Source organism: Actinophytocola xanthii (assembly GCF_001921205.1).
In the GTDB taxonomy this organism is placed as follows: Bacteria; Actinomycetota; Actinomycetes; order Mycobacteriales; family Pseudonocardiaceae; genus Actinophytocola; species Actinophytocola xanthii.
This window is the reverse complement of record NZ_MSIE01000011.1, coordinates 136,750-149,733: the sequence shown is the minus strand read 5'-3', so window position 1 is coordinate 149,733 and position 12,984 is coordinate 136,750. Positions and strand designations below refer to the sequence as shown.

Annotated in this window: 13 protein-coding genes; 7 read left to right on the top strand and 6 right to left on the bottom strand. The window is 75.6% G+C overall.

Going from position 1 to position 12,984, the window contains the following annotated elements; translation table 11 throughout:
- Window positions 1-36 precede the first annotated feature (36 nt).
- The 3 genes from BU204_RS41140 to BU204_RS08355 are packed head-to-tail and all read left to right on the top strand — an operon-like array spanning window position 37 to window position 3,461.
- A complete protein-coding gene (locus BU204_RS41140; RefSeq protein WP_075124990.1) occupies window positions 37-882 on the top strand; it encodes a carotenoid biosynthesis protein in 846 nt (281 codons plus the stop codon).
- Window positions 879-1,988, top strand: coding sequence for a glycosyltransferase (locus BU204_RS08360; protein WP_075125033.1), 1,110 nt, complete (start codon window positions 879-881; stop codon window positions 1,986-1,988). Before BU204_RS41140 ends, BU204_RS08360 begins: the two co-directional genes overlap by 4 nt.
- The gene (locus BU204_RS08355) at window positions 1,989-3,461 is read left to right on the top strand and encodes a phytoene desaturase family protein (protein ID WP_075124989.1); all 1,473 of its coding nucleotides are present in this window, start codon (window positions 1,989-1,991) and stop codon (window positions 3,459-3,461) included.
- Here BU204_RS08355 and BU204_RS08350 read toward each other — a convergent pair.
- A complete protein-coding gene (locus tag BU204_RS08350) occupies window positions 3,423-4,163 on the bottom strand; it encodes a CDP-alcohol phosphatidyltransferase family protein (protein ID WP_233159775.1) in 741 nt (246 codons plus the stop codon). The genes BU204_RS08355 and BU204_RS08350 overlap by 39 nt on opposite strands.
- Window positions 4,164-4,218: 55 nt before the next feature.
- Here BU204_RS08350 and BU204_RS41135 point away from each other — a divergent pair, with 55 nt between their 5' ends.
- Window positions 4,219-5,256: a YhjD/YihY/BrkB family envelope integrity protein gene (locus BU204_RS41135; RefSeq protein ID WP_143229363.1), complete on the top strand. Its 1,038-nt coding sequence runs from the start codon at window positions 4,219-4,221 to the stop codon at window positions 5,254-5,256.
- Complete coding sequence (locus BU204_RS08340; RefSeq protein WP_233159767.1) at window positions 5,171-6,088, top strand: DUF5914 domain-containing protein; 918 nt, start codon at window positions 5,171-5,173, stop codon at window positions 6,086-6,088. Before BU204_RS41135 ends, BU204_RS08340 begins: the two co-directional genes overlap by 86 nt.
- Here the strand turns inward: BU204_RS08340 and BU204_RS08335 are convergent.
- From BU204_RS08335 to BU204_RS08320, 4 genes are all read right to left on the bottom strand, one after another.
- On the bottom strand, window positions 6,049-6,801 hold the full coding sequence (locus BU204_RS08335; RefSeq protein ID WP_075124986.1) for a class I SAM-dependent methyltransferase: 753 nt from the start codon (window positions 6,799-6,801) through the stop codon (window positions 6,049-6,051). The two genes, BU204_RS08340 and BU204_RS08335, sit on opposite strands and share 40 nt — an antisense overlap.
- Before the next feature lie 142 nt (window positions 6,802-6,943).
- Complete coding sequence (locus tag BU204_RS08330) at window positions 6,944-7,906, bottom strand: phytoene/squalene synthase family protein (RefSeq protein WP_075124985.1); 963 nt, start codon at window positions 7,904-7,906, stop codon at window positions 6,944-6,946.
- On the bottom strand, window positions 7,903-9,423 hold the full coding sequence (gene crtI / locus BU204_RS08325; protein WP_075125032.1) for a phytoene desaturase family protein: 1,521 nt from the start codon (window positions 9,421-9,423) through the stop codon (window positions 7,903-7,905). The genes BU204_RS08330 and crtI overlap by 4 nt, the downstream gene beginning before the upstream one ends.
- Window positions 9,424-9,443: 20 nt before the next feature.
- Window positions 9,444-10,562 carry a polyprenyl synthetase family protein gene (locus BU204_RS08320; RefSeq protein WP_083661111.1) on the bottom strand — a complete coding sequence of 373 codons (1,119 nt, stop codon included), beginning with the start codon at window positions 10,560-10,562 and terminating at the stop codon, window positions 9,444-9,446.
- 173 nt (window positions 10,563-10,735) lie between these two features.
- On the opposite strand from BU204_RS08320, the gene BU204_RS08315 reads away from it, so the two are divergent.
- Complete coding sequence (locus tag BU204_RS08315) at window positions 10,736-11,569, top strand: MerR family transcriptional regulator (RefSeq protein WP_158073415.1); 834 nt, start codon at window positions 10,736-10,738, stop codon at window positions 11,567-11,569.
- A 13-nt stretch (window positions 11,570-11,582) separates the two neighbouring features.
- On the opposite strand, the gene BU204_RS08310 is transcribed toward BU204_RS08315, so the two are convergent.
- Complete coding sequence (locus BU204_RS08310) at window positions 11,583-12,191, bottom strand: SGNH/GDSL hydrolase family protein (RefSeq protein WP_075124983.1); 609 nt, start codon at window positions 12,189-12,191, stop codon at window positions 11,583-11,585.
- 281 nt (window positions 12,192-12,472) lie between these two features.
- Here BU204_RS08310 and BU204_RS39930 point away from each other — a divergent pair, with 281 nt between their 5' ends.
- Entirely contained in the window at window positions 12,473-12,646 is a 174-nt protein-coding gene (locus tag BU204_RS39930; RefSeq protein WP_158073414.1) for a hypothetical protein, read from the top strand.
- Window positions 12,647-12,984: the final 338 nt, after the last annotated feature.

The window sequence follows — 12,984 nt, the reverse complement described above, 5'->3', positions numbered from 1 at the left end:
CGTGCCGGATGGATGAGCAACGGATAGTGTGCGGCCATGGCACCGACGTACCTGGCCGGGGACCGTGCCGTCACCGGCGGGGCACGCGTGGTGACCGCGGTGGCCTGGCTGTGCGGGCTGGTCGTGGTACTCGCCCAGATCCTGTACTCGGTCACCGAGCCGCAGGCCCGGCTGCCCATGACGCTCGGGGCGGTGCTGGCCTTCGCCGTCGCGTCGGTGTGCGACGCCGCGTCCCGCTTCGGTGCCGCGGCGGCGGGGCGGCTGGTGCTCGTGGCCGGCGGCGGCGGGCTGGCCGCCGAGACCGCGGGCGTGCACACGGGGTTTCCGTTCGGCACCTACCGCTACACCGGCACGCTCGGTCCGGAGCTGCTCGGCGTACCCGTCGTGGTGCCGCTGGCCTGGGTCATGATGTGCTGGCCGGCGCTGCTCGTCGGGCGGGCCCTGGCCGCGCGGGTCCGGGCGGACCGGCCGGCGTGGCTGGTCGTCCTGCTCGGTGCCTGGGCGCTGGCCAGCTGGGACGTGTTCCTCGACCCGCAGATGGTCGACGCCGGGCACTGGGTCTGGGCCGACCCGACACCGGCCCTTCCGGGGGTCGCCGGCATCCCGCTGACGAACTTCGCCGGATGGCTCCTGGTCGCCGCGCTGATGATCGCCGTGATGCACCGTGGCGACCACCGGCGAGACACCAGCGGGGCACGCCCCGACCGACAGCTCGACCTGCGCTGGGGGCCGGCCCCCGTGCTGTACCTGTGGACCTACCTGTCCTCGGTCTGGGCGCATGCGGCGTTCTTCGGGCGTCCGTGGGTCTCGCTCGTGGGCGGGGTGCTCATGGGCGTGGTGGCGCTGCCGTTCGCGGCGCGGCTGTGGCAGGCCCACCGGTGAGGCGGCTGGCGGTGCGGGGAGCGGCGGCCGTCTCGGTCGTCTCCGCCCTGCACGCCCTGCTCAACGCCCGGCTGGTGCGCAGGCCCCCGCCCGACCCGCCGGAGTGCCGGGAGCGGGTGTCGGTCCTGCTGCCGGCCCGCGACGAGGCGCACCGCATCGCCCCGACCGTGCGGTCGCTGCTCGACCAGCAACGCGTGCCGGACCTGGAGGTCGTGGTACTGGACGACGGCTCGACCGACGGCACGGCCGACGTGGTCCGCGCGGTGGCCGGTGGTGACCCCCGCCTGCGGGTGGTGACCGGTGCCCCGCCGCCGCCGGGGCTGCCCGGCAAGCCGCACGCCTGTGCCCGGCTCGCCCGGGAGGCCCGCGGCGAGGTGTTGGTGTTCGTCGACGCGGATGTCGTCCTCGCCCCGCACGCGGTGGCCGCCGCGGTCGCCCTGCTGCGCGAGCACGGTCTGGACGCGGTGTCCCCGTTTCCCCGCCAGCTCGCCGACGACCTCCCCACCCGGCTGGTCCAGCCGCTGCTGCAGTGGTCGTGGCTGGTGTTCCTGCCGCTGCGGCTGGCCGAGCGCTCGCCCCGGCCGTCGCTGACCGCCGCCAACGGGCAGTTTCTCGTGGTGACCGCGACCGCGCTGGCCAGGGCCGGCGGGTTCGCCGCGGTCGCCTCGGCGGTGCTCGACGACATCGCCCTGATGCGGGCGGTCAAACGCTCCGGTGGCCGCGGCGTCGTCGCGGACGGCAGCGCGGTGGCCGCGTGCCGCATGTACCAGGGGTGGGGGGAGGTCCGGCGCGGCTACGAAAAGTCGCTGTGGTCGGCCACCGGCAGCCCGGCGGCGGCGGTGGCGCTCTCGGCCGGCCTGGCCTGGCTGTTCCTGCTGCCGCCGCTGGCCGCGTTGGCCGGCTCCCGGGCGGGAGCGGTCGGCTACGCCGCCGGGGTGGTCGGCCGGGCCGTCGCGGCACGCCACACCGGCGGGCGGGTCTGGCCCGACTCGCTGGCCCACCCGGTCTCGGTCGTGTTCCTGCTCTCGTTGGTCGCCAGGTCCTGGCGCGCGCGCCGGGCGGGGCGGCTGGAGTGGAAGGGCCGGACGCTGGCGGGGAGTGCCTGAGTGGCCAGGGTGGCGGTGATCGGCGCCGGCATGGGCGGGCTGGCGGCTGCGGCGCGCCTGGCCGCGACCGGGCACCGGGTGACCGTGTTCGAGCAGGCGTCCACCCACGGCGGGAAGCTGGGCACCCTGCACCGCGAGGGCTTCACGTTCGACACCGGTCCGTCGCTGCTGACCCTGCCCCAGGTCTACCGCGAGCTGTTCGCCGCCACCGGCACCCCGCTCGAGGAGCACGTCGAGCTCGTGCCGGTCGACCCCACCTGCCACTACCGCTTCCCGGACGGCTCGGAGCTGGACCTGCCGCACGCCGAGCGCGAGGTCGACGCCGCACTCGCGGCGGCCTTCGGGGACCGGGCCGCCGCGCAGTGGCGCGGGCTGATGTCGGGGGCCGAGCGGCTCTGGGACCTGGTCGGCGAGCCGGTGCTGCAGAACCCGCTGAGCGGGGTTCGCGACCTGGTCCGCCGCTCGACGAGCGTGCGCGACCTGCTGGCCGTGGCACCCTGGCGGACCCTCCGGTCCCTGGGCACGCGCCGGCTCACCGACCCGCGGCTGCGCATGCTGTTGGACCGCTACGCCACCTACAGCGGCTCCGACCCCCGTCGCACCCCGGCGCTGATGAGCGTCGTCCCGTTCGTCGAGCAGCGGTACGGCGGCTGGTACGTGCGGGGCGGGCTGCGCCGGCTCGGCGACGCCCTGGCCGGGCGGTGCGCGGAGCTGGGCGTTCGGTTCCGCTTCGACAGCCGGGTCGACGCGGTGTACAGCGACGCGCGGGGGGTGACCGGGGTCGGCCTCGCCGCTGGCGAGCGCGTCCCGGCCGACGTGGTGGTCTCCGACGCCGACGCCGAGCACCTGTACCGCGAGCTGGTGCCGGACCGGCGCGCGGACCGGACCCGGCGGGCGCTGGACCGGGCGCAGCCCTCGCTGTCGGGGTTCGTCGTGCTGCTCGCGCTGCGCGGGCGTACCCCGGACCCCCGCCACCACCGGGTGCTGTTCCCCGCGGACTACGACGCCGAGTTCGACGCGCTGTTCGGCCGCCGTCCGGCGCCGGTCGCCGACCCGACCGTCTACGTCTGCTCACCCGCCGACCCCGCGGTCGCACCCGAGGGCGAGGAGGCCTGGTTCGTCCTGGTGAACGCGCCGCGGCAGGGACCGGTGGACTGGACGGTGCCCGGGCTCGCCGAGGACTACGCCGACCGCGTGCTGGCGGTGCTCGCCGAGCGGGGCCTGGACGTGCGTGAGCGGGTGCGCTGGCGGGAGGTCCGCACCCCCGCCGACTGGGAACGGGACACCGGCGCCGTCGGCGGCTCGATCTACGGCACCTCGTCCAACGGGCCCCGGGCGGCGCTGCTGCGGCCGGCCAACCGCGGACCCGTGCCCGGGCTGTTCCTCGTCGGCGGCTCGGCCCACCCCGGCGGCGGGCTGCCGCTCGTGGCGATGTCAGCCGCGATCGTCGCCCGCCTGGTCGGCCCGGCCTGAGCCGCCCGTGTCCGCCCACGGCCGGCCGGCGAGCTCACGACGGATCCCGATCGCGAGCTGCGCGAGCCCGACGACCGCGCAGCCCGCCCAGACCAGCCCGGACACCTCCGCCCAGTTCCAGGCGGTGCCCGGCGTGCCCCCCGGTGCCACACCCGCCCCCGCGCAGGCGATCGCCACCACGACCAGCCTGGTCGGCCGCTCCGCGACGGTGACCCCGCCCGCGGAGGTCATGCCGACGCCCTGGGCGCGCGCTCGGGCGTACTCGTGCAGCAGCAGCGCGGCGCCGAGCCCGGCACACAGCCACCCCGGTGCGCCGAGCACCAACAGGACCAGCACCAGGCACAGGTCAGCCAGCCGGTCGGCGACCGCGTCCACCACCGCGCCGAGCGGCCGGGCCCGGCCGGTGCGCAGCGCGACGGCCCCGTCCAGCCCGTCCAGGACGCCGTTGCCGACCACGAGCGGCACGGCCAGCAGCGCCCACGGCCCGCCCGCCGCCGCGGCCGCGACAGCTCCCGCGGCCACCGCGACCCCGACGACCGAGAGCACGTCGGGGTGCACCCGGTCGACCCGGCGGGCCAGCGCGTGCACCAGGCCCAGCCAGCCGACGACGAGCCGGTTGCCGGAGACGTCCTCCCCGTGTAGGCGCGACCAGCCGGCGACCGGGTCCTCCGGCTCCGGCCGGTTCCGCTGCCCGTCGGTCACGCGGGTCACGGTAGGGGTGCGGGTGAGACCGGTCCGGTTCGGGTACCTCCTGGTCATGACGTCCGCCTGGGCACGTGCCCGCTCCGTCCTGGCCGAGGTCCTCGCCGACGTCCGGCGTGCGCTGCGCGGGCGCGACCTCGTGCTGTGGGCGGCGGGGCTGACGTTCTTCGGCGTGCTCGCCGTCGTACCGATGTGCCTGCTCGCGCTGCGTGGCGCGGGCCTGCTGTTCGGCGCGGACCTGGTGGTGGACGGGGCGCGCCGGGTGGGGGAGTCGCTGCCCGCCGCGCACGACACCACCCCAGCGCTGACCGGCCTGGCCCGGGCGGCGGTGGAGGCGTCCTGGCTCGTCCTGGTCACGGCCGTGCTCCCGGCGAGCCTCTACGGCGAAGGGCTGCGCCGCGGGCTCAAGGCGGTCCTGGGTTCTCCGGTGACCGGGCTGACCGGCTGGGTCGGCCGGCTGGGCTTCCTGCCGGTCCTGGTCGCGGCGCCGTTGCTGATGGCGCTGCCGCTGGCGTTCGCGCCGGTGGTGGGGCCGCTGTACCGGGACGGCGGCTGGTCGACCGTACTGGGCGTCGTGCTGTCCTTCCACGTCGACCTGGTGCCGGTGTGCGTGGCGGTCTGGCTCGTGCTCGCGGTGACCGGCCCCTCGGTCCTGCCGCCGCGGGCGGCCGCGCTGGCCGCGTTCGTACTGGGCGCCGTGCTCACCGGCTTCCTGCACGGGTTCGTGCTGTTCCTGGCGATCCCGATCGACTGGAGCGTCCCGTTCGGCGGCCTGCCCACAGTGGGCGCCGTCGTGGCGCTCGCGCTGTGGCTGTTCGGCCTGCACCTCGTGCTGCTGCTCGGATACCGGGTCGCGCTCAGCGCGCACACCGTCCATGAGAGAGGAACGAGCGATGTCGCTGTTCGACCGGATCCTGGAGCGCTGGCCGGCGGACGTGCCGGTGCGCCCGATGGACCCGCCGGGGTGGACCGTCCAGGAGCCGACGTTCGCCGCGGCGAAGCCGGCGGTGATCGAGGCAGCGGCGAAGCGGGCGGCGGCCCGCCCCTCGGGGAACTGGTTCGTCCTGGCCGCGAGCCGGGAGATCCGGTCTGACCGTCCCTTCGGGACCGCGGTTGGCCCGCGGGAGCTCGTCGCCTGGCGCGACGCCTCCGGCGCGCTCGTGGTGGGCTCGGGGATCTGCCCGCACCTCGGGGCGCCGCTGGCCGCGGGCCGGGTGGACTGCGGCACCCTGCGCTGCCGTTGGCACGGGCTGGCGCTGGACGCGAACGGCGGCCCCGGCTGGCGTCCGCTGCCCGCACACGACGACGGTGTGCTGGCCTGGGTCCGGCTCGACGACCTCGGTGGCGAGCCGCCGCTGCCCGCGCCGGTGCTCGCGCGCCGCCCCGCCCCGGACGCCAGCGTGGACGCGGTGGCCACGCTGACCGGTGTCTGCGAGCCGGACGACGTCGTCGCCAACCGGCTCGATCCCTGGCACGGGGCCTGGTTCCATCCGTACTCGTTCACCCGGCTGACGGTCGTGTCGGCTCCGGAGGCGAGCACCGACCTGCCCGACGAGCAGGACCGCTTCGTCGTCGACGTGACCTTCCGGGTCGGACCCCGGCTCGGCGTGCCGGTGCGGGCGGAGTTCTTCTGCCCCGAGCCGCGCACGGTCGTCATGCGGATCACCGACGGCGAGGGACGGGAGAGCGTCGTGGAGACCCACGCCACGCCGCGCGCCCCCGGCGTCGACGGGCGGGCGCGGACGGCGGTGGTCGAGGCGACCATCGCCACCTCCGACCGCCCCGGCTTCGCCAGCGCCCGGCGCCTCGCCCCGCTGCTGCGGCCGATGATGCGGCGGACCGCAGCGCGGCTGTGGCGCGACGACCTCGCCTACGCCGAACGGCGCTACGCGCTGCGTGCCTCCGGCTGGCCGTCCTCGGGCTGACCCGCCTCGGACCGGGTGGCGAGGAACGTGTACTCGATCCCGCGCTGCCAGCCGGGCATCGTCTCCGAGCGGATGTCGGCGAACCCCGCGTCGCGCAGCCGCCGCTCGAACCGCGGCGCGTCGTCGAACTCGGCGACGCTGCGCCAGAGGTGGCGGTAGAGCCCGGCCCCGCCCCGGTGGCGCAGGGCCAGCGGGATGACGATGCCCCAGCAGACGACGTGCCAGGTGATCCGCCCTCGCCGGTCCTGGCCGGCGACGTAGTCGTGCACGGCGAGGGTGCCGCCGGGTCGGAGCAGGCCTCGCAGGGCACGCAGCTGGCCGTCCGGGTCGGTGAGGTTGCGCACCAGGTACGCGGCGAAGATCGCGTCGAACGGTCCGTGCACGCCGGCCTCGGCGAGGTCCTCGACCCGGCTGTGGGCGAACCGCACGGTGTCCGGCCACGACTTGGCCCTCGCCCGCTCCAGCATCTCCCCGGCCGCGTCGACGGCGACGATCTCCGCCCGCGGCGCGACCGACAGCAGCGCCGCCGTCGACGCGCCCGTGCCGCACCCGGCGTCCAGCAACCGCAGCCCGGCGCCGTCGCCGGGCAGGCCCAGCCGGCGCGCGGAGAGCCGCAGGTGGGTGTGGTAGCCGGGGTTGCGGTCGACGAGCGTGTCGTAGACCGGCGCCCCCGCGTCGAACGCCGCCGCCAACTCCTCGTCCCGAAGCCTCACAGGCCCGCCTCCCCGGAATCAACCCTGTTGGTCGTGTTGGGCAGTGAGTGTTCGGGTCGGCCACGTACTTGTGGTCGGGTTGCGTCACGTTCCCCTGAGGTGACGGTTGCGGAGGTGGCCAGGTCCGCCGTCAAGAGATCGGTCATCGCTGGTGTCCTTCCTCGACTGGGTGGTGGGTCCGGTGGCGGGCCCACACGGCGCGTACCAGGGCCGGGGCGGCGACCCGCGCCTTACGCGCGGTGCCGACCCTCGCACGGCCGGCGAACACGTCGTGGTCCATCGCCTCGATCCGGTCCAGGATGCCCGAGTAGAGCGCGAGCGCGGTGCTGATGCACGGCCGCGCCTCCGGCCGGAGCATCGCCACCCCCGGCACGGCCTGCCGGTAGATCGCCCGGGTGGTCGCGACCTGGTCGGCGACCGCCCGCCGCACCGCCGTGTCGGCGCGGCCGCGCTCGCGGCACCAGAACAGCCGGTCGCGGTCGACGCCGAACGCGACCAGCTCGTCCACCGGCAGGTAGACCCGGTCGCGGTCGAGGTCCTCGGCGACGTCGCGCAGGAAGTTCGTTAGCTGGAACGCCTCGCCCAGCGCCGCCGCCGGGGGAGCGGCCTCCGTGCGGTCCACCACCGTGCCGAGCACGGGCAGCATCTGCAGCCCGATCACCCGCGCCGAGCCGTAGGTGTACTGCTCCAGGTCGGCCCGGGTCGGGTACTCCCGCACGTCGAGGTCCATCCGCATCGACCGGAGGAACGCGGAGAACAGTGCCGGGTCGATCTCGTACCGGTCGACCGTGTGCACCAGCGCCGCCACCACCGGGTAGTCGCTGCGGCCGGTGGTCATGCCCTCGGCGAGCTGTCGCTCGGCCTCGTCGATGCGTCCGCCGACGGCCTCGGCGGTGGCCTCCGGCCCCGGCTCGTCCACCAGGTCGTCGACGTAGCGGGCGAACCCGTACAGGGCGTGCACGGCCGGACGTCGGGCGCGGGCGAGCAGGCGCGTGGCGAGGAAGTAGGTCCGCCCGTGCCGAGCGTTGAGCTCACGGCAGGTGGTGTAGGCCCGGCAGAGCGCGGGATCGGTGATCCCCGCGGCCTGGAGCTCGCGGCGGCTCACCCGGCCCTCCCCGAGCGAGTTCCGGAGGTCGCCCCCGCGGGAACCGCGGCGCCGGTGACCCGTTCGGCCGCGAGCCGCCCGGAGATCAGGGCCGTCGGCACGCCGACGCCGGGCACGGTGCCCGACCCGGCCAGCACCGCGTTGTCGGCCAGCCGCGGGAAGTTCCCCGGGCGGAACGGGCCGGTCTGGGCCAGCGAGTGGGCGTAGCTGAACGGCGTGCCTGCGGTCAGCCCGGCCCGCGCCCAGTCGGCCGGCGTGATCGTGTGCAGGACCTCGGCCGAGTTGGTGAGGCCGGGCAGCAACCGGTCCTCGACCACCTCGAGAACGGTCCTGGCGTAGTCCTCGCCGCGGCGGTCCCAGTCGATCGGTCCGCGGTCGAGGTTCGGCACCGGCGCGAGGACCGACAGCAGGTCACGGCCGGCCGGTGCGAGTGCGGGGTCGCTCGCCGTCGGTCGGGTGACCAGCAGGGAGGGGTCGGTCATGGTCCGGCCGTGGTCGATGAGCTCGGCGAAGGTCTCCCGCCATGCGGCGCCAAAACTGATCACGTGGTGGCCGGTGTCCCACTCCGCCGGCGTGCCCAGGTGCACGACGAGCGCCGAGGGCGCCGCCCGCAGCGCCACCGGCCGCCGCGGTGCCCCGCCGAGCAGCCGGTAGGACAGGGCGGGCTCGGTGGTCAGCACGACCGCGTCGCAGGGGAAGCGGTCGCCGCCCGCGGTGAGCACCGCGCTCACCCGGGACCCGCGCCGCTCCAGCGCGGTCACGGTCGCGCCGTACTCGAACCGGACCCCGGCGTCGGCGGCGGCCGAGGCGAGCGCGTCGGGCAGGGCGCGCACCCCACCACGCGGGAAGAACACGCCGGCGACCGTGTCCATGTAGGAGATGACCCCGTACACGGCCAGCGCGCGCTGTGGTGCGACGCCCGCGTAGAGGGACTGGAAGCTGAACACCCGCCGCAGGCGCTCGTCCCGCAGGTAGCGCCCGACCCGCCGGTCGAGCGTGCCGAAGGCGCCGAGCGCCACCAGCCGCGCGAGCTGCGGCGTGAGCAGCCCCAGCGGCGAGTCGACGTTGGCGGCGATGAAGCTGTCGTACTCGGCGCGGTAGAGCCGGCCGAGCCAGTCCCGCAGCCGCAGGTACCCCCGCGCCTCCTCGGGGCCGGCGAACGCGCGGACCTCCTCGGCCATCGCCTCGGCGTCGCTGTGCACGGCCAGCCGCGACCCGTCGGCGAAGTGCGCCTGGTAGACCGGCGACAGGCGGACGAGGTCGAGCCGCTCGGCGACCGAGGACCCCACGGCGGCCAGCGTCTCCTCGACAATGTCGCGCATCGTCAGCACGGTGGGCCCGGTGTCCAGCCGGTACCCGCCCACGTCCAGCCGCCCCGCCCGACCGCCCGGAACGGCCTCCCGTTCGAGCACGACGACCTCCCGGCCCCGCCCGGCGAGGTGTGCCGCCGCGGCGAGCCCGGACAGGCCGGCACCGACGACGACGATCCGGTCGGTCCGTCCACCTACGGTGCGCACCATGGGCACCCGTCCTCTCACTACTGGTTCCGGTCGCAACAGAGCCGGGCTAGGTGGGCGAGCCGGGCGCGCGCTCGCGCGGGCAGGTTGGCCTCGTCGAGCGCGGCCAGGCCCTCGCCGAGCCGCTGGTCGATGAGCCGCTCGGCCCGTTCCCGGGCCCCCGAGCCGTCGACGATCGCGAGGTAGCGCTCCACGTCGGACGGCTCGAGCCGCTCCAGGACATCCATCCTGGCCAGCTCGCGCCGCGAGCGCACGCCGGCCAGCTCCCTGGCCAGGACCATCACGCTGGTCGCCTTGCGCGCCAGGAGGTCCTCGCCGACCGGCTTGCCGGTCACCTCCGGCTTCCCGAACAACCCGAGCAGGTCGTCACGCAGCTGGAAGGCCTCGCCGATGGCATCCCCGTAGCGCCCGAGGGTGGCCAGCAGCGCCGGCGGGGCCCCGGCCAGCTCGGCGCCGAGCTCCACCGGCCCGCGCACCGTGTAGTCCCCGGTCTTGGCCCTGGCGACCTCCCGCACGTCGTCGAGGGACGGCTGGCGGCGCGCGTCGTTCACCAGGTCCCGGAACTGACCGACGGCCAGCTCGCTGCGCATGCGGTCGTAGCGGGGCAGGACGCGGGCGAGCGCCGCGGCGTCCACGCCGCTCTCCCGGAGCATCTGCTCGGCCCACACCAGGCACAGGTCACCGGCCAGGACGGCGGCCGACTCGCCGAACCGCTCGGCCGACCCGGACAGGGCGCGCCGCCGGTGCCACCGGGCGAACAGGACGTGCGCTGTCGGTCGCCCCCGGCGCAGGTCCGAGCCGTCCATCACGTCGTCCTGGAGCAACGCGAAGCAGTGCAGCAGCTCGACGCTGCCCGCCGCGCGGACCGCGGCCGGGGTGCTCTCCGCGACGCACCCCCACCCGGCCAGCAGGAACGCCGACCGGACGTACTTGCCGCCGGCGACGAAGTCGGTCAGGACCTGGCCGAGCACGTCGACGTCCGGTCCCCGGCCGAGATGCTCGCGTCGCCGCCGTTCGACGAACTCCGCGACGGCCGCCTCGACCTCGTCGCGGACCTGTTCACGCCATCGTGTGAGGGGGTCGGCGACCGCGGCGAGCGCGCCGCCGTCCGCCGTGTCCACCCGTGTTGCCGCACACACCGTCGATCCTCCGCTGGTCGTCGGGATCAGGAGCGCCGCGGCCCCCGGCAGTCATCCTGACATCCTTCACCCGAACGTGCATCGTTTGTGCATCGCTTTTCGGACGTACCCCTCCCTCGGGTGAAAGCTGGCGGTGTTGGATGTGGCGGCGTGGGCTGGAAGGGCGGTGGCGGGTGACCGGTGTACGGACCCGGACGGCGGGCCAGGTGGCGCGGCTGCTCGGGGTCGCGGAGTCCACCCTGCGGTCCTGGCACCGCCGGTACGGGATCGGCCCCAGGGCCGCGCGGCCCGGCGGCTACCGGCGCTACACCGAGGACGACGTCGAGCTGTTGCGACGCATGCACGAGCTCGTCCGGAACGGGATGCTGCCCTCCGACGCGGCCCGGGCGGTGGGTGCCACCTCGCCCAGCCCGCCGGACCAGCTGCTCCCGGAGCTGCTGGCGGCCACGCACGACCTGGACAGCGGCCGCTGCCTCGGGCTGCTCGAGCGCGGGCTGGCCGAGCGGGGAGTCGTGGAGTTCTGGGAGCGGGTGTGCCGTCCCGCGCTGGCCGAGATCGACGCCACGCAGCGCTCCGAGCGACCGGGCGAGGACGAGCGCGTCGACCGCGAGCACGTGCTGTCCTGGGCGATCGCCGCGGCACTGCACCGGTTTCCTCCCGGTGGCGGGCGAACCAGGCCGTCGGTGCTGCTGGCCTGTGTGGACGGCGAACACCACACGCTCCCGCTGGAGGCGCTGGCCGCGGCGCTGGGCGAGCGCGGGGTGGCCGTCCGGATGCTGGGTGCCGCGGTGCCCGTGGACAGCCTCGCGCACGCGGTCCGCGTCGCGGGTCCGGACGCCGTGCTCCTGTGGGCCCATCGCGCCCAGACCGCCCAACCGCCGGCGCTGGCGGTGCTGCGCCGGCTCGGCACGCGGCCGGTGGCGGCGGGACCGGGTTGGTCGGGGCGCGACCTCGACGGCGTGGAGCACGTGGGCTCGCTGTCCGACGCCCTCGCCGTGCTCGGCTGAGCCGCCGGCCTCCTCAGCCGGCCCGCTCGGTCACCTCCGCCCGCAGGGCCGGCGCGACGGCCTCGGCGATGAGCGCGTAGCCGGCGGGGGAGGGGTGGAACCGGTCGGCCGAGAACAGGTCGAGGTCGGCGGCGAACCGCTGGAGGAGCCCGGGGTCGATCTCCGCCACGGTGCCGCCGGCCCGGCGCACGGCGTCGGTCTGGGCCAGGGCGTAGGCGTGGCTGGCCTGCGAGACGAACTGGCGGAAGGCGGGCGGCACGTGCGACACCAGTCCGAGGTCGGGGGCGGGGATCACGAACACGCGGCCGCCGGCCGCACGCAGGTCGGTGACGGCCTCGCCGAGCAGCCTCGCGCCGACGGCCGGCGGGGTGAACGAGGTGAGGTCGTTGGCGCCGATGACGACCAGCGCCAGGTCGACGCCGGCGCGGAGGGCCGCGCGGACCTGGGGGGCGAGGTCGGTCGAGCGGGCGCCGGGGACGGCGTGGACACTCAGCTGGACCTGGTGCCCGGCGGCGCGGAGGGTTTCGGTCAGCAGGTAGCCCAGGCTCTGCTCCGCGCGAACGCAGCCGACACCCGCGGCGAGCGAGTCGCCGAGCACTCGGAACCGGAGGAAGTTGCTCATCAGGAGTTTCAACGCCCGGCGCCCGGCGGCTGCTCCTGACGGCGGACGTGGTGACCGTCACGTCGGCTCGGGAACACGACCGGGGCGGACGCCGTTGAACCGAGCGGTCGGTGCGGTCCGTGTCCCCCGGGCCTCACCCAACGCCGTCACGGAATACCGTTTGGCTGGAGCCGTGTTCGTGCCACTCGCCGAGAGGCGACCGCCGCGCCGACCCTTGATCTCGCGGCCTACCGCAGGCCGTGTCGGGTTTGGACGCCTGCCGGGTGGGGAATGGCGAGACCATGACCACCACTCCGTTCGAACCCAACTCCCAGTCCGGTGACGAGGGTGTGCCGGCCGCTGACCCGGGCCAGGGCGCGCCGAACCCGGCTCCCGGCTTCGGCGTCGAGGGCGAGGAGCCGGCCCAGCCCGAGTTCCCGCATCCCGACGACCAGCCGATGGAGCCCTCGGACTGAGCACCCGGCGGAAGCCGCAGCGGCGCTGACAGCGCTGACAACCTTTCCCCGCGCGGGTCGGTCGCCGCTGCCGCCGGCCGGCCGCCAGCCGGCCCCCACCGGTGGCATCGCCGGACGCCTGTAGCCTCAGCAAGATTCTTTCGTCAGTACTCGGTCGCTGCCAAGATCGGCTCTCCTCGGCATAGCAGCACCTGGGAGCGCTCACAGCGTTCCGGGGTTCCGGTCGGTGGAGATCATCCCGCCTGGTCCAGCCTCCGGCGCACCGTTGACGCCGCTCTCGACCCAGCCTTACCGTTGTCAGGAAAACGCTTTCCTGCGATCCCTCCGCGGGTCTCGGG

What these genes read in the sequence shown, in the direction of transcription:
- BU204_RS41140 (WP_075124990.1), top strand. Translation starts at nt 37, where the DNA reads ATGGCACCGACGTACCTGGCCGGGGACCGTGCCGTCACCGGCGGGGCA.
- BU204_RS41135 (WP_143229363.1), top strand. Translation starts at nt 4,219, where the DNA reads ATGACGTCCGCCTGGGCACGTGCCCGCTCCGTCCTGGCCGAGGTCCTC.
- BU204_RS08310 (WP_075124983.1), bottom strand. Translation starts at nt 12,191, where the DNA reads ATGAGCAACTTCCTCCGGTTCCGAGTGCTCGGCGACTCGCTCGCCGCG.
- BU204_RS39930 (WP_158073414.1), top strand. Translation starts at nt 12,473, where the DNA reads ATGACCACCACTCCGTTCGAACCCAACTCCCAGTCCGGTGACGAGGGT.